The organism is Enterococcus wangshanyuanii, from assembly GCF_002197645.1.
Classification (GTDB): domain Bacteria; phylum Bacillota; class Bacilli; order Lactobacillales; family Enterococcaceae; genus Enterococcus_L; species Enterococcus_L wangshanyuanii.
Window position 1 is genome coordinate 540,779 of sequence record NZ_CP021874.1, and the last position, 15,708, is coordinate 556,486.

Sequence of the window (15,708 nt, forward strand, 5' to 3'; positions counted from 1 at the left end):
TGGAGGACCAAAATGAATATTCAACAAATGAAATATGTCGTTGCTGTTGCTAATAATGGCAGTTTTAGGGAAGCCGCTAAAAAGATGTTTATTACTCAGCCAAGCTTGTCTAACGGAATTCGTGAGCTTGAAGAGGAAATTGGGGTAAGCCTGTTCATCCGTACAAATAAAGGAGCTTCTTTGACAGATGAAGGACTGGTTTTTTTGGAGCATGCGGAGAAAGTCTTGACCCAAATGGAAATGCTGGAAAATCGTTATCAGGAAGTGACAACGAGCGAACGCTTTTCGATTTCTTCTCAACATTATGATTTTCTTGGAGTGGTCATGGGGAATGTCATCAAGCAATTTAAAGAGCAATATAAAAATTTTCGTGTATTCGAAACAACGACATTAAAAGTCATTGAAGATGTGAAAAGTTATCACAGCGAATTAGGTATTATCTATTTAAATCATCAGAATCAATCGGGAATTGAACGCTATCTTGAACAGGCAAATTTAACCTATGAAGTTATCGGAAGTTTCAAGACCCATATTTTTGTTGGCAATGATCATCCTTTAGCAAGGATGAATGAGATTTCGCTGGAGCAGCTATGTTGCTATCCTCAGGTTCGTTTTACACAAGAAGGCAGCAATTTTGCTTATTTTTCAGAGGATTTGATCGAAAATCAAGAGCAGGAAACAGTTATTTATACAAATGATCGGGGGACGTTGATGAATCTGCTTGTAGAAACGGATGCGTATGCGTCTGGTTCCGGATTAGTGACTGGATTTACCAAAAAGGAGATTCGTTTGATTCCACTTGCCGACAGTCCAAATAATAAAATCTGCGTTCTTTATCAGAAAAATAAGAGCATCAGTCAAATCGGTCATTATTTTATTCAAGAGTTGAAACGATTATTTAACTAAAGTTGCTAGTACACTCCAAATAGTCTATACTGATTTTGGTATGTTTTTGAGAAACTAAAAGGAGTGTAACAAATGAAAATGAAAAAATTGGGACAGGCAGCGATGGTCATTGCTTTAGGACTTGTTTTATCTGCATGTGGCACAACATCGCGTGTGGAAAAAGCGAATAAAAATTCAGAAAAAAATGAGCAGACTAGTACATCAAAGGCGCCAGTTAAAGCGTCTGAGTCAAATAAAGCGGATGCGGAAAAGAAAACGATCAAAACTGAAAATGGGGATTTTTGTGTAGTACTGCCAGATGGTTGGGAAGAAATCGAACCTACAGAATTGAATGATGACGCGGATATTGCGCTAGAAAATGACAAAAAAATCATGTATGCAGCTGTTTTAAGTGAGTCAGCTGAAGACTACGATGGATTCGATAGTTTCAAGGATGCAATCGATTTCCACCAATGGTTGGAAGTAGATGAAGAGACAGAACAAGAAATCAATGGAAATGGCTGGAAAGGTACACGCTATCTTATCACAGCGAGAATTGATGGCATGCGAGCTTATTACGTGTATGATGTGGCACAATCCGATGCAGGACACTATGTTCAGAAAATGGCTTGGACGATGAATAGCAAAAAAAGCAAGAATGGAAAAGAATTGGAAGCAGTGTTAGATTCTATTCAAGATGTATCTAAATAAGTAAAAAATAGCTTGGAGCAGCCCAAAGGCGTGCAACAAGCTATTTTTTATTATCCTAATTGAGAGAAGTAAGCTTTGACAACTGTCAAAACGGAAGCCATTTCTTTTTGAGTGCCGATTGAAATTCTTAAGTATGTTTGCAATCGTTCAACAGTAGGAAAATAGCGAACAAAAATGTCCTGCTCTTCTAAATATCGATACAGATCACTTATCTTACATTCAGGATGTGTTGTCAGAACAAAGTTTGTTTTTGAAGGAAGAGAATCAAAACCTAAAGAGTGCAATTCTTCAATAAACCATTCTCGTGTTTGGCAAATTTTTTCTGTAGTCATATCATAATAGGCTTTATCTTCAATAGCAGCGGTAGCCAATGTTTCTGCTAATAAATCGACAGAATAATGATTGAAAGAAGACTTGATACTTTCGGCAATACGAATATATTGAGGATTTCCAATAGCGTAACCAACACGCAGACCAGCTAAAGAGTTGGCTTTGGATAAAGTCCTAATGATAATGAGATTTGGATAGTTTTCTAATAAGGTAATCGCTGATACCCCCGCAAAATCAATGTAGGCTTCATCAACAATCACGATAACATCAGGATTTTCCAACAGTAGCTTTTCAATGGCTTCGAGTGGTTGAAATAGTCCAGTAGGTGCATTGGGGTTGGCTAAAATAATTCCACCGTTATTTTGACGGTAGTCATTAAGATCAATACTGAAATCCTTCTTTAAAGGGATTTCTTTGAATGGGATATGAAATAAGTCTGCCCAAACTTTATAAAAACCGTAAGTAATTTCTGGAAAAAGCAGAGGATCTGAACTGTTGAAAAATGCCAGAAAACAAAATGCCAGTACTTCATCTGAGCCATTACCGATCAAAAAGTATTCTGGAGATAATCCAAATTTATTACTCAATGCTTTTTTTAGTTCAGAATTATCAACTGAGCTGTAACGTTTCAATGATTCCGGATTAAAATTTGTTAGAGCTTCCGTTACTTTTGGAGAAGGTGGATAAGGATTTTCATTTGTGTTTAGTTTGATCATATCCGAATAATTTGGCTGTTCGCCTGGGATATAAGGTGTAATTTTTCTAAGTCCTTTCATAAGCAGTGCTCCCTTCATTTCTTATTACTATAAAGAAGCAAAGAAGGTTTCGCAAGTGTAATCTGAGAATTTGAAAAGAAAACACACTTTTTTTAAATACAAATTTCATTTTGTAAGAGAATATGCTATGATAATTCCATTGATAAAATAAGCCGTAAGAGCGGTTTGCGCATCTAAATAGAGAAGGAGAGAAGTTCATGGATTTAACTAAAAGATTCAATAAACAAGTATCTAAAATTGCTGTATCATTGATTCGTCAGTTTGATGAGCAAGTGTCATCGATCGATGGAATTTTAAAACTAACGTTAGGTGAACCTGATTTCAATACACCAGAGCATGTAAAAAAAGCGGCACATGACGCTATTAATGACAATTTCTCTCACTACTCAGGTATGGCTGGGTTGAGTGATGTTCGAGAAGCAGCCGCATTTTTCATGAAAGAGAAGTATGGGGTGAGCTACCAAGCGACTTCTGAAATTTTGGTAACTGTAGGTGCAACGGAAGCAATTTCAGCAAGCTTATTGGCGATTTTGGAGCCAGGAGATAAAATCTTGATGCCTGCTCCGATATATCCAGGTTATGAGCCAGTGATCACTTTAGCAAATGCAGCACCAGTGTATATCGATACAAGACCCAATAATTTTGTTTTAACTCCACAAATGATCGAAGAAGCTATGGCAGAGCACGGGGATCAAGTGAAAGCAATCATCTTGAATTATCCGAGTAACCCGACGGGTGTCACCTATACACGTGAAGAAGTGAAAGCAATTGCTGATGTAGTAAAAAAATACCCAATATTCGTTATCAGTGATGAAATTTATAGTGAGCTGACTTATGAAGATGAGCATGTGTCTATTGCAGAATTTATCCCAGAGCAAACGATTCTGATCAACGGTTTGTCAAAATCTCATGCTATGACCGGTTGGCGAATAGGGTTTATCTTCGGGCCGAAAGAATTGATTGCTGAGATCATCAAGGTTCATCAATATTTAGTTACTGCTGCTTCTACGATTTCACAAAAAGCAGCTGTTAGAGCACTTGTTGAAGGCATCAATGATGCTTCTGTGATGAAAGAAGAATATCGCGAACGTCGTGACTTTGTCTATGAACAAATGACAAAATTCGGCTTTGAAGTTGCTAGACCAAATGGCGCTTTTTATATTTTTGCTAAAATCCCAGACGGCTATGAGCAAGACTCGATGAAGTTTTGTGTTGATTTAGCGCAGAAACAAGCAATCGCAATCATTCCTGGTATTGCTTTTGGAAAAGAAGCAGAAGGGTATGTTAGAATCAGCTACGCGGCTGATATGAGTACCTTGAAAGAAGCCATGAGACGTATTGGCGCTTATATAAAATAAATAAGAAGCTAATAGAGAATGTGATGTAAATCGTTTAGGTTCGAGCTTTTGGAAAAGAATGAATAGTAGGATATTTATATTCTCTGTTTTTTTCAATCGCTAAAACACCTGACTTCTGATCAGTGTTAAGGACAAACCAGTTTTTAGGCTTGTCTTTAACATTTTTTTATTTTTCACTTAAACAAAACCTTTACACTCCTTTACGAATTATTTACATAACATTGGATTAGAATTAACACTCCGCTGTTAAACTGATCTTGTAACTAATTGAAAAGGAAGTGCAGAAATGAAGAAACCTTTATTATCAGCAATTGTTTTGAGTGTAGGATTATTAATCGCAGGTTGCGGCAGTCAAGGTGCGGCAACGAACGAAAGCAGTAATAAAAATCAGGAAAGCAGCAATCAACCGGTTAAAATCGTAGCAGTCGGTTCAACGGCTTTACAGCCGCTAGTTGATGCAGCAAAAGATCAATTTATTTCTGAACATCCTAATTACACGATCTCTGTTCAAGGAGGAGGGAGCGGGACAGGACTCTCTCAAGTAGCTGATGGGGCTGTAACGATTGGTAATTCAGATGTTTTTGCAGAAGAAAAATCTGGTGTCGATGCGTCAAAATTAGTCGATCATCGAGTTGCAGTCGTTGGCATGGGTCCTGTTGTCAATAAAGAGGTTGGGGTTAAAAACGTGACAAAACAGGAATTGATCGATATTTTCACTGGAAAAACGAAAAACTGGAAAGAACTTGGGGGCAAAGATCAGGAAATTGCAGTGATCAACCGTCCAAGCGGCAGCGGAACACGTGCAACGTTTGAAAAATGGGGACTGGATGGAGCGACAGCTGTTCAATCACAGGAACAGGACTCATCAGGAACTGTACGTCAAATCGTTGCCCAAACCCCAGGAGCGATCAGCTATCTTGCTTTTTCATATATGGATGACTCAACGACTGCTTTAAGTGTAGATGATGTTAAGCCAACTGAAGAAAACGTCGCAGATAACTCTTGGAAAATCTGGTCTTACGAGCATATGTACACAAAAGGTGAGCCGGATAAAGAAGTCAAAACCTTTTTAGATTTTATGTTGGAAGAAGATGTTCAAAAAGGTGTAGTCAAAGAATTAGGTTACTTACCGATCACAGATATGAAAGTTGAACGTGATGTTTCAGGAACGATCAAAGAAAAATAACCATTTCTTCCCCTATAGATATAAATAAATCAGAGAGAAAACTTAGTGATCAACACCAAGTTTTCTTTCTGATTATTTTTGTGGTAAATAGACGGTGAATGTTGTTCCTAAGCCTAAGTGACTATCGATCATCACTTTGCCGCCAAGTAACTCAGTGTAATTTTGTACAATCGATAACCCTAGTCCAGTTCCTCCAGAATGACGACTTCGTGCTTTATCTACACGATAGAATCGTTCAAAAATTCGTTCCTGGTCTTCTTGGCTGATCCCAATTCCAGTGTCTTTCACAATAAAATAGAATCTATCAGTAAAGCCAAAATCAATAGTGATTGTTTCATCGATTTGAGAATACTGAACAGCATTTTCGATAAGATTTTTTGCGATAGGATAAAAGAGCTCATATTTTGTTGTGTAGGTTATATCTTTAGCACCGCTAATTCGGATCGTCAGATTTTTTTCTTTGATTGCTTTTCGATACGACCGGAGAATTTCTTCTGTAAATGGGAAAAGTTCGATCGTTTGATCGTCATAAGTGATATTTTTGCCGTCCCGAGAAAGCTGTAATATTTCTTGGATCAGCTGTTGTAGACGTAAAGCATCTTTTTCCATGATTTGTAAAAACTGAGTTAATGTTTCAGGATCATCTTTTGCGCCGTCTAGTAGGGTTTCTGTAAAACCTAATAGAGAAGTGACTGGCGTTTTCAATTCATGAGAGACATTACTAACAAAGTCTTTTTGCATCTTTTCCAGCTGTCTGACGCGTGTTAAATCATAAGCGATCCCTAATACTTGGTAATTATTGCCATTTTCTTCTATAAAACGTAAGGACATATCTAAAATGGTCTCATTCAAGCTCTCAGCTAAAGAAATTTCTTGATGAAGAGTCGTCTTTTCAGTAATTACTTGGTGAATCAAGTGGATCAATGCAGGCTCCTCGATCACATCAAAATAATCTTTGCCGACAGCATCCGGCTGGATATTCAAGATATCCAACATTTTTGGATTGACCAACTGTAATTTTCCTTCGACATCAATAATAAAAACACCGATCATCAGTTCATCTAGTAGTGCATGAAATTGTTCCTCAGTAGAAGTATAAGCTAAATAGGTCTGACTCATTTGCTGGCTGATAAGATTGACGGTTTGGTAAAGTTCATTCCATTCAGGAGAGTCTTGAATAATCGAACGGGCTTCATCAGGGTATTTGACGATTTTTTTCAGTACAGGTAAAACAGTGACTAATGGTTCATTTTTCTGCTGAAGGAGAACAAAGACAAACCCAGTGATAATGATAAATAAAATACCTAAAGTCAGTAAAATATACCGCCTAAATGATTGAATGCTGCTCGAAAATTGTGTCGTCTCTTCTGACATACGAATGATCCCAACTAGATCACCATTTTTCTTCACGGGCAATGCTAGATAGAGTAACTCTTTATTTAAAGTGGCACTTTTGCGCAGAGCAGAACCAAAGTCGGCACCTGAAAGAACCGCTTTGATCTCAGGCCGATTTTTTCTAGAGTCATGTAACTTTGTATCTACACTGTCATAGAAGATATCGCCTGTGTTATCCATTAGACTCAATCGTTCATTCTTATCAGTCAAGTAGTGATCAACAAGAATTTGTTCTTGAGAAGTGAAGGCTTGCTTAGTAAAAACCTCAGGCGATAACTGATCTAAAAGCAAAGTTGCTTTCTTTTGCAAATATTCTTCTTGCTGTGTCAATAATTCCTTTCTAAAAAAATAGTTCGTCAGGAATATACTGCCAATAAAAAGAGCTAACATCATAAGAATGACTAAAAGATATTCAAATCGTTGCCGCTTTTTCATTTTTTAGGCTCCTGAAAACGATAACCAAATCCTCTAACTGTTATTAAGTAAACAGGGTGTTTTGGATCTATTTCGATTTTATCTCTTAAATGGCTCACATGGACGTCTACTATGCGGCTTTGACCTGCAAAATCATAATTCCAGATACGATCAAGCAGTGTATCGCGATCGATCACACGATCTTTGCGTTTGATAAAGTAAACCAATAATTCAAACTCTTTTGGTGTCAACTCGATTTTTTTCCCACGAACAGAGACCGCATAGTTTTGTTCATCAACAATAATATCTCCTATAATCAATGGTGCTTTCACAGGCTCACTGATATCCTCTGGCTTTTCAACTGCTGGTTTCAATCGTCTAAAAATGGCCTTCATTCGTGCCAAAACTTCTCTTGGACTAAAAGGTTTAGTCAAATAATCATCTGCACCGATCTCTAAACCAATGATTTTATCTACCTGATCATCCTTTGCAGTTAAAATCAGAATAGGCGTGTCGATTTTTTCTCTTCTCAAAGCTTTTGTAATTTCCAGCCCATCCATATTTGGCAGCATGACATCAAGGATAATAAAATCAAACTGATTGGTTGAAGCCAACTCAAAACCTACCGCTCCATCTGTGGCACTTATAACTTCATAACCATCTTTTTCTAAATTGAAAGTTAACAATGTGACGATCGAAGGTTCATCGTCAACCACAAGCACTTTTTTCATTTGTTTAGCTCCTTTTATATGAAAAATCAATACAACGCTATTTTATCATAAATCGGCATCGATCAAAAACTTTAAGGAATAGGTCTAATGCTACATTCTAGTTCAAAGAAATGGTATAATAATAAAGATTGAAAAGAGGGGAAGAAATGATCGGAATCAGTGCATGTTTGGGTGGTATTTGTTGTCGATATGATGGTCAGTCTAAAGAACTATCATTTTTAAAAGAATTAGTTGAAAAGAAAGAGGCAATGCCTATTTGCCCAGAGGTTTTAGGTGGATTGCCGATTCCAAGAGAGCCAGCTGAAATAAAAGACGGAGACGGCTTTGCTGTTTGGCAGGAACAAGCAAGCGTTGTGACAGTTTCAGGAGAAGATGTGACCGAGTGTTTCAAAGAAGGCGCAAAAATTGCGTATCAGAAACTTCTGGAGCATCAAATTGATACAGTCATCGTTAAAGAAAACAGTCCTTCCTGCGGACAAAAAATGATTTATGACGGTACGTTTTCCGGCAATAAAATAACAGGTATGGGCGTTGCAACAGCTTATTTTGTTTTAAATGGGATTGACGTCATATCAGAAAATGAATGGCAAAAAATTGTAAAGCACGAGGATCTAAATGGCTGAAGAAGAAATAATAAAGATTTTCGATAAAGACTATCATCAATGTGGTACAGCAACTAGAGAGTGTGTGCATAGAGAAGGTTTGTGGCACGAAACATTTCACTGCTGGTTTTATACAATGGAGCAGGATGAGTTAATCATATATTTCCAAAAACGCTCTCCTAAAAAGAAAGACTTTCCTAACCAATTAGATATCACGGCTGCGGGGCATCTTTTGGCAGATGAAACTGTATTAGACGGTTTTAGAGAGGTCAGAGAAGAATTAGGTGTAGATGTTCAACCAGAAGAGGCAGATTTTTTAGGGGTTTTTCCTGTGTGTATAGACTTGGGAACATTTATCGATAATGAATTTACGAATGTTTATCTTGTGAAGCGGGAAATCAAAATAGGAGATTTTTCTTTGCAGGAAGAAGAAGTTGAAAGCTTGTTTTGTGTGCCGCTTTCCAAGCTAAAAAAGATGCTTGTAGATCCAACGTTAAATGTTTCTCTAACAGGTTATCACCAACAAAACTATAGACAAACGCCCACGCAAGCAGTGGTCTCAAAAAAAGATTTCTGTGCTAATGCGGAAAGTTACTATGAGGAACTGGTCAAAATTTTTGAAGAAATCCGAGGAAATCACTTGAGAACTATTGACTAATTCGCCTGAAATCGGTAACCTAAAAGGGATTGAAGATAGGAGCAGCAATTATGGAAATTGAAAAAACCAATCGAATGAATGCTTTATTTGAATTTTACTCCACGTTGCTGACTGAAAAGCAAATGAATTATATGGAGATGTATTATGCTGATGACTTCTCTTTAGGCGAAATAGCTGAAGAATACGATGTAAGTCGTCAAGCCGTTTATGATAATATCAAACGAACAGAAAAAATATTAGAAGAATATGAACGAAAGCTTCATTTATTTTCCGATTATGTCGTTCGTGGCGAGCTACTGGATGCGCTAAAGAACTATGTGAGTGAAACCTATCCAAAAGATATAACGATAGCAAATTATATAGAACAAATACAAGAAGTAGAGGAATGAGAGTATGGCTTTTGAAAGTTTAACAGATCGCTTACAACAGGCAATGAGTAAATTACGTCGCAAAGGAAAAGTCTCTGAAGCGGATGTAAAGGAAATGATGAGAGAAATTCGTCTAGCGCTATTAGAAGCAGACGTAAATTTACAAGTAGTAAAAGATTTTACAAAACGTGTACGAGAACGTGCTGTCGGTGTAGAAGTCCTAGAAAGCTTATCCCCTGCACAACAAATCGTTAAAATCGTTGATGAAGAATTGACCGCAACATTAGGTTCTGAAACTGTTGGTTTGAACAAATCTGAACGCATTCCAACAGTTATAATGATGGCTGGTTTACAAGGGGCCGGTAAAACAACCTTTGGCGGTAAGCTAGCAAATCACTTAATGAAGACAGAAAATGCTCGTCCCTTAATGATCGCAGCCGATGTCTATCGTCCAGCGGCGATCGATCAATTGAAAGTCTTAGGACAGCAGTTAAATGTACCTGTTTTTGATATGGGAACAGATACGGATCCTGTTGAGATCGTTCGTCAAGGGATGGCTTTAGCCAAAGAACAGAAAAATGACTATGTCTTGATCGATACTGCCGGTCGTCTTCACGTCGATGAAGCGCTCATGGATGAGTTGAAGCAAATCAAAGCAGTTGCTGAGCCAGATGATATTTTACTTGTTGTCGATGCAATGACAGGACAGGATGCAGTGAATGTTGCAGATAGCTTCAATCAGCAATTAGGGATCACGGGTGTTGTGATCACAAAATTAGATGGTGATACACGTGGTGGTGCGGCGCTTTCGATTCGTGCTGTTACAGGTGCACCAATCAAATTTATTGGATCAGGTGAAAAGCTAACAGACCTAGAAATTTTCCATCCGGATCGTATGTCCAGCCGTATATTGGGCATGGGAGATATGTTGACGCTGATCGAAAAAGCGCAACAGGATTATGATGAGAAAAAAGCGGAAGAACTTGCAACAAAGATGAAAGAGAACAGCTTTGATTTCAATGACTTTATCGAGCAATTAGATCAAGTCATGGGAATGGGACCGATCGAAGATCTGTTGAAGATGATTCCTGGTATGAGTCAAATGCCTGGTCTTGAAAATGTCAAGGTAGATCCTAAAGATGTTGCACGTAAAAAAGCAATGGTGCTTTCAATGACACCAGCAGAGCGAGAAAATCCAGATTTACTGAATCCAAGTAGACGCAGAAGGATTGCAGCGGGTTCCGGCAATAATGTTGTCGAAGTGAATCGCATGATCAAACAGTTCAAAGAATCTAAGAAAATGATGCAGCAAATGTCGAAAGGCAATATGGATATTCCTGGTATGGATCAAATGCTGGGCGGCGGTATCAAAGGGAAACTTGGAAAAATGGCGATGAATCGAATGGTCAAGAAAAACAAAAAGAAGAAAAAGAAGAAAAAATAGCTTAAAATTACTTTTGTACAAGAAAACTACTCAATTTTTTAAAGTTGGGTAGTTTTTTATTTCGTATAGAATCAATCAAAGATCATTGCTGTTTCACTCAAATTGGGCTACAATTCAGTAAAACAAACGTGAAGGTGAGGAAATCAACATCAATCACAGGATAAAACAGCAGCTTAGTGAAATGGAACTGGAGCAAATCAAGTTACTAAAAGCTAGAAATCAACAATTACTTGGTGTGGAATATAAGTTAGATTTAAGTTTTTTTATGGAGCCGACAGAGAAAGCTCAGCATTTGTTACTCTGGAAAGACGAAGAGCTTTTGGGCTATACAGCGTTGAGCGCTTATAATCCAGAAGAGGTAGAGCTAACTATGATTGCAGCAACTAAAGAAGCGATTGCTCCTATGCATGAAGCGGTATGTCTATTTGCTCAGAAAAAACAGTTTGCACGGTTATTATGGATCGTTGATCAAAGGGATGATTTACTTGTTTCTTTCATCAAAAAAACAAAACGTTATAACTACTCTTTCTCAGAGTATGCGATGTTGTTCGATAATGAAACAAAAATCAATGTAGAAGAATGTAGCTTGGTATCAGCTGCAAAAGTTGATGCAACTAAGATAGCACGACTTGATGGGGGAGCAGATATCGACAAAGTTCAGCTGATCGATGACGACGATTTGGCTAAAACGCTTGTATTTAAAGAAGGAGAAGAACTCATAGCCAGTATTCGACTCGAAAAAAATCAAGAAGAGTGCGGAATTTACGGCTTTATTGTTCGAGTTGACCAACGGGGAAAAGGAATTGGTCGTAAAATGTTGACAACGATTGTTTCACAATTAGTAAGAGAGGGCTACTCACAAATTTATTTAGAAGTTGAGTCAACGAATGCAGCTGCTATGGGCCTCTATCAGTCGATCGGCTTTAAGCAAAAAGCATGTTTTGACTATTACTTATCAATGGGTTGAAAAATCAGTCTGGTTTCTTCTCAAGAGAAAATCGCCAGACTGATTTTTGAAGCAAATATTTGCCCCTGCCAAGGTGATAATAGTATAACATAAAAGCGTGAAACTCTGTATAAATCAACAAAATAAAGCAATTTTAGAGGTGTCAAGAAAAAACTCTTTACAGCTTAATTGAAATCTGTTAAACTAACATTTGTGATTAAGTTAATGGAGGTGTAATAGATAAAATGTCAGTAAAAATTCGTTTAAAACGCATGGGTTCTAAAAAGAGTCCTTTTTACCGTATCGTAGTCGCTGATTCTCGTTCTCCGCGTGATGGACGTTTCATCGAAACTGTTGGGACTTACAATCCTTTGAAAGATCCTGCAGAAGTAGTTTTAAAAGAAGATTTAGTTTTAGACTGGTTGTCTAAAGGTGCTCAACCTTCAGATACAGTTCGTAACATCCTTTCAAAAGAAGGCGTTATGAAAAAACACCACGAAGCTAAATTAGAAAAGAAATAGGGTGACCGATGATGGCAGATGTGAAAGAGTTAGTTTTAACTATCGTTCGTCCATTAGTCAGTCAACCTGAGATGGTTAAATTGGAAGTAGAAGAGTCTGATGCTTTTCTAGAGTATAATTTGACTGTATCACCTGAAGATATTGGTCGTATTATTGGTAAACAAGGTCGTGTTGCTAAAGCAATTCGTACGATCGTTTACAGTGTACGCGTGGATGGACCTAAGAAAGTTCGTTTAAATATCGTAGATGGTAAATAAGCTTAAGATCATAAAAGATAACTCATTAAGTTATCTTTTGTGATCTTTTTTTGACTATAGAATGAATCTTTTGCATAATGAAGGAAATGAATAAGAACGGAGGAGTAAGTAATGATTGAACAAAAAAACTATCAAGAACAACTAAAAACTGGAATGCAAGAATATTTTGAAACGACATTATTTGAAGCAGGAGACATTTTTGTTTTAGGATGCAGCAGCAGTGAAATAATTGGTGGTGTGATCGGGCAAAATTCTAGACTTGATATTGGGGAGGAAGTTGTTTCGACATTAAAAGAGGCGTTGGACAAAAAAGGTGTACATCTTGCTGTACAAGGGTGCGAGCATATCAATCGAGCATTGATCATTGAAAAAGTAGTTGCCAAAGCACACGATTTTGAAATTGTATCTGTTGTTCCTGCTCTTCATGCTGGCGGCGCAGCAGCTGTTGCGGCGTTTAAATTATTTAAGGAGCCAGTCGTAGTGGAAAAGATCGTCGCTAGAGGTGGAATAGATATAGGGGATACGGCTATTGGCATGCATGTCAAGCATGTGCAGATCCCAATCAGGACAACCATCAAGGAAATAGGGAAGGCGCACACTACCTTTTTGTATAGTCGACCTAAATTAATTGGCGGAGCTCGTGCCGTCTATTAAAAAAGAAGCAAAATTTGCTTCTTTTTTGCAATCATTTTTTTCTAAAAACTTTTATATCGAAAACAGGAGAATCAAAATTGATTTCAGCCTCGTCGATCATTAAACCTAGTAAATGATAATCTTCTTCCTCGTGATGGGTAATCCCCAACAGTTCATCATAATAGCTCTCAATACTCAAATCTCTTGGTGTATTCAACAAGTCCAATAAATTCAAAACACCTTCTGGTTCGTCTTTGGTTTGCCCTTGCATTTCTATATAAAAGCCTTCGGAAGTAAAATCGAGTCCAATTCGGATATCCTCAATATCATTTGAAAAAAAATAAGTGAGAAGCTCATCTATAATACGCTTAGCTTTTTCTCTTTCTTGCATGCTGCTTCACCTTTCTGATTTGTAAAATATTATCTAGTAATGGTACCATGACGGCTGCAACAAAACCAGTAGAAAATCCGTTATTATAAAGATTTAATCCACCATGAAGATAACTCACATTGGTAACCAATGACATATGCAAGAAACCCGCAGCGAGTCCGTATTGAAAACCATAGTATCCAGCGATCGGTGCCAGTCCAGTGCCAAAAATTCCAGCTAGAGCAACTGTCGTCTGATCGACAGCGAAAACAGATGACAATTGTGCAGCGAAAAAGACACTAATGAGCAATGGAAGACTATTGAGTGGATGATTACCAAAAGCACTGAAGCCGACCGCTGAAAGGATAGCGCCGATAATCGGTCCATTGAGTGTGCAATGACTAAGCTGGGTATAACCAACTAACAGCAGCCCCATAAAGGCCATATTCATCATCGTTGCACCAATACCTGAGATAAAAGTAAAATCAGTGATCAATTTCCCAGAGGTCCGACTGATTTCTTTAATTCCTTTAAAGGAAAAGTGGTTAATGATAAATCCTACAATAAATATCAAAAAAAATAAAAATAACATAAAAAATAATAATTGGTTATGATATTCGTCAGATACAATATTTTTTCCTTCTATGCTCACACCAAACATTCTCAAGACACCGGTAAACATCATGGCGATCAATCCAGAGGTGAAACCAACATTATATAAAGAAAATCCTTGATGAAAGGTCAGAACATGTGAAGCTAACGGCGGCAAGATCAAGCCGATAAAAATCCCGATAATACAGCCCAATGGTAAAGAAAACATCAAAGGTATTGATAAACCAAAAGTAAAAAAACTAATGATCGGTGACAATGCACTGCCAAATAAACTAACGACAATAAATTGGGAAAAAGGCTTTTTGACGATTTTAGCATAACAAATTCCGCCAATAATAATTGGAATAGAATTATACATGTTTTTTCCAAAAAAAGAGCATCCTGATACAGTGAATAACGCAGCAATCATCGCACCATTGATGGGAATCTTTTCCTTTTTAGCAATCAATACACTAAATAGAGTAAGTAAGCCACTATTTACGAATGCACTGCCGAAACTGCCTAACGCAATATAATCAGTGAGCAAATTACTAGGAGAGGTTAAAATTCGAAGCATTCCTCCCAAAAGTGTATTGAAAGATTCACTACTTAGTCCGATTAGGATCAGGAGTAGACAATAACCGATCAAAAGGTAATAATTTCTATTTTGACTAATTTCTTTCTCGTTTTTTTTATCTGTATGTAAAAAAAAGGGCTGGCGTGAGCGCTGATCGCTAGACATGAAGACTACCTCCGTTATCGATTGATAAGTTTACTATAGCCTGTCAAACTCTAGTTGGTCAATATTATTTCGCATTTCGTTTGGAAATTATCATATTTTTCCACTATATCTGTAATTATTGAGAAAATAAACACCTAAAACAGTGTAAAATATAATAATAATAAATGGAATTTAAATAAATATTTAAAGAAGCATAGAGATGGAGGGATTTTTTTGGTTAGGAAAAAAGTATACAAAAAGCAGCATATTTTAGCCGCTGCTTCTGATTTACTAGAAAAAAAAAGTTTTTCTGCAATAACTGCAAGAAACGTAGCTGAGCACATGGGAATCTCAACTCAGCCGATCTACTTGGAGTTCAAAAATATGGAAGATTTAAAACTGACATTACTTCAAACGATTTACAAATCTCTAGAGACAGACTATTTTTCGACGATTCAATCAGATGATTTTTTGGTCAACTTTGCATTGAATTATATCGAATTTGCTAAAACAAAAAGGAATTTATTTATCGTTTTATTCGTTGAGCATCATTCTTATGGGCAACAAATCAACCAATTGACGTTGGAATTATTCACCAAAAATCTAAAAGGAGATGAACGTTATACTGCAATTTCACCGGAAAATTTGAATAAGTTGTTTATTAAAGTCTGGATTATTGCAACGGGGTTAGCATCTTTAAGCGCTTCAGGAATTTTGAACTTGAAAAAAGAAGAAATCATCGCTGTTTTTAAAAGTAATTTAATAGAGAGTTAATGTGCTGTTGGTCTTAGAAAAAAGTAGGTCAAAGGTA

Annotated in this window: 18 protein-coding genes; 13 read left to right on the forward strand and 5 right to left on the reverse strand. The window is 37.2% G+C overall.

Annotated elements, in window-relative coordinates; all coding sequences use genetic code 11:
- Positions 1–12 precede the first annotated feature (12 nt).
- Both CC204_RS02525 and CC204_RS02530 read left to right on the forward strand, forming a co-directional pair.
- Positions 13–906 (forward strand): LysR family transcriptional regulator, encoded by an 894-nt coding sequence (locus CC204_RS02525; RefSeq protein ID WP_088268671.1) that lies wholly within the window; start codon positions 13–15, stop codon positions 904–906.
- 72 nt (positions 907–978) lie between these two features.
- Entirely contained in the window at positions 979–1,596 is a 618-nt protein-coding gene (locus CC204_RS02530; RefSeq protein ID WP_088268672.1) for a hypothetical protein, read from the forward strand.
- Positions 1,597–1,646: 50 nt separating this feature from the next.
- Here CC204_RS02530 and hisC read toward each other — a convergent pair whose 3' ends face one another.
- Positions 1,647–2,702 carry a histidinol-phosphate transaminase gene (gene hisC / locus CC204_RS02535; protein ID WP_088268673.1) on the reverse strand — a complete coding sequence of 352 codons (1,056 nt, stop codon included), beginning with the start codon at positions 2,700–2,702 and terminating at the stop codon, positions 1,647–1,649.
- Positions 2,703–2,899: 197 nt separating this feature from the next.
- Here hisC and CC204_RS02540 point away from each other — a divergent pair, with 197 nt between their 5' ends.
- A complete protein-coding gene (locus CC204_RS02540) occupies positions 2,900–4,060 on the forward strand; it encodes a pyridoxal phosphate-dependent aminotransferase (RefSeq protein ID WP_088268674.1) in 1,161 nt (386 codons plus the stop codon).
- 286 nt (positions 4,061–4,346) lie between these two features.
- Positions 4,347–5,246, forward strand: coding sequence for a phosphate ABC transporter substrate-binding protein PstS family protein (locus CC204_RS02545; RefSeq protein ID WP_088268675.1), 900 nt, complete (start codon positions 4,347–4,349; stop codon positions 5,244–5,246).
- 72 nt (positions 5,247–5,318) lie between these two features.
- Here the strand turns inward: CC204_RS02545 and CC204_RS02550 are convergent, their stop codons facing one another.
- Both CC204_RS02550 and CC204_RS02555 read right to left on the reverse strand, forming a co-directional pair.
- Positions 5,319–7,076 (reverse strand): sensor histidine kinase, encoded by a 1,758-nt coding sequence (locus tag CC204_RS02550; RefSeq protein ID WP_088268676.1) that lies wholly within the window; start codon positions 7,074–7,076, stop codon positions 5,319–5,321.
- Complete coding sequence (locus tag CC204_RS02555; protein WP_088268677.1) at positions 7,073–7,786, reverse strand: response regulator transcription factor; 714 nt, start codon at positions 7,784–7,786, stop codon at positions 7,073–7,075. The genes CC204_RS02550 and CC204_RS02555 overlap by 4 nt, the downstream gene beginning before the upstream one ends.
- Positions 7,787–7,932: 146 nt before the next feature.
- Between CC204_RS02555 and CC204_RS02560 the strand changes: the two genes are divergently transcribed.
- The 8 genes from CC204_RS02560 to CC204_RS02595 all read left to right on the forward strand — a co-directional run bounded on the left by CC204_RS02560 (position 7,933) and on the right by CC204_RS02595 (position 13,236).
- Positions 7,933–8,409, forward strand: coding sequence for a 2-thiouracil desulfurase family protein (locus CC204_RS02560; RefSeq protein WP_088268678.1), 477 nt, complete (start codon positions 7,933–7,935; stop codon positions 8,407–8,409).
- The gene (locus CC204_RS02565) at positions 8,402–9,046 is read left to right on the forward strand and encodes an NUDIX hydrolase (protein WP_088268679.1); all 645 of its coding nucleotides are present in this window, start codon (positions 8,402–8,404) and stop codon (positions 9,044–9,046) included. Before CC204_RS02560 ends, CC204_RS02565 begins: the two co-directional genes overlap by 8 nt.
- Positions 9,047–9,096: 50 nt before the next feature.
- Positions 9,097–9,435, forward strand: a complete 339-nt coding sequence (locus CC204_RS02570) for a putative DNA-binding protein (protein ID WP_087640014.1) — start codon at positions 9,097–9,099, stop codon at positions 9,433–9,435.
- Between the two features lie 4 nt (positions 9,436–9,439).
- The gene (gene ffh / locus CC204_RS02575; protein WP_088268680.1) at positions 9,440–10,858 is read left to right on the forward strand and encodes a signal recognition particle protein; all 1,419 of its coding nucleotides are present in this window, start codon (positions 9,440–9,442) and stop codon (positions 10,856–10,858) included.
- A 181-nt stretch (positions 10,859–11,039) separates the two neighbouring features.
- Positions 11,040–11,825, forward strand: a complete 786-nt coding sequence (locus CC204_RS02580) for a GNAT family N-acetyltransferase (RefSeq protein WP_088268681.1) — start codon at positions 11,040–11,042, stop codon at positions 11,823–11,825.
- A 224-nt stretch (positions 11,826–12,049) separates the two neighbouring features.
- Entirely contained in the window at positions 12,050–12,325 is a 276-nt protein-coding gene (gene rpsP, locus CC204_RS02585; RefSeq protein WP_010761445.1) for a 30S ribosomal protein S16, read from the forward strand.
- 11 nt (positions 12,326–12,336) lie between these two features.
- Positions 12,337–12,582 (forward strand): KH domain-containing protein, encoded by a 246-nt coding sequence (locus CC204_RS02590; protein ID WP_087640017.1) that lies wholly within the window; start codon positions 12,337–12,339, stop codon positions 12,580–12,582.
- Positions 12,583–12,693: 111 nt separating this feature from the next.
- Positions 12,694–13,236, forward strand: coding sequence for a TIGR01440 family protein (locus CC204_RS02595; RefSeq protein WP_088268682.1), 543 nt, complete (start codon positions 12,694–12,696; stop codon positions 13,234–13,236).
- 31 nt (positions 13,237–13,267) lie between these two features.
- On the opposite strand, the gene CC204_RS02600 is transcribed toward CC204_RS02595, so the two are convergent.
- Positions 13,268–13,606 (reverse strand): hypothetical protein, encoded by a 339-nt coding sequence (locus tag CC204_RS02600; RefSeq protein WP_088268683.1) that lies wholly within the window; start codon positions 13,604–13,606, stop codon positions 13,268–13,270.
- A complete protein-coding gene (locus CC204_RS02605) occupies positions 13,584–14,918 on the reverse strand; it encodes a DUF1576 domain-containing protein (protein ID WP_088268684.1) in 1,335 nt (444 codons plus the stop codon). Before CC204_RS02605 ends, CC204_RS02600 begins: the two co-directional genes overlap by 23 nt.
- Before the next feature lie 213 nt (positions 14,919–15,131).
- On the opposite strand from CC204_RS02605, the gene CC204_RS02610 reads away from it, so the two are divergent.
- Positions 15,132–15,671 (forward strand): TetR/AcrR family transcriptional regulator, encoded by a 540-nt coding sequence (locus CC204_RS02610; protein WP_088268685.1) that lies wholly within the window; start codon positions 15,132–15,134, stop codon positions 15,669–15,671.
- Positions 15,672–15,708: the final 37 nt, after the last annotated feature.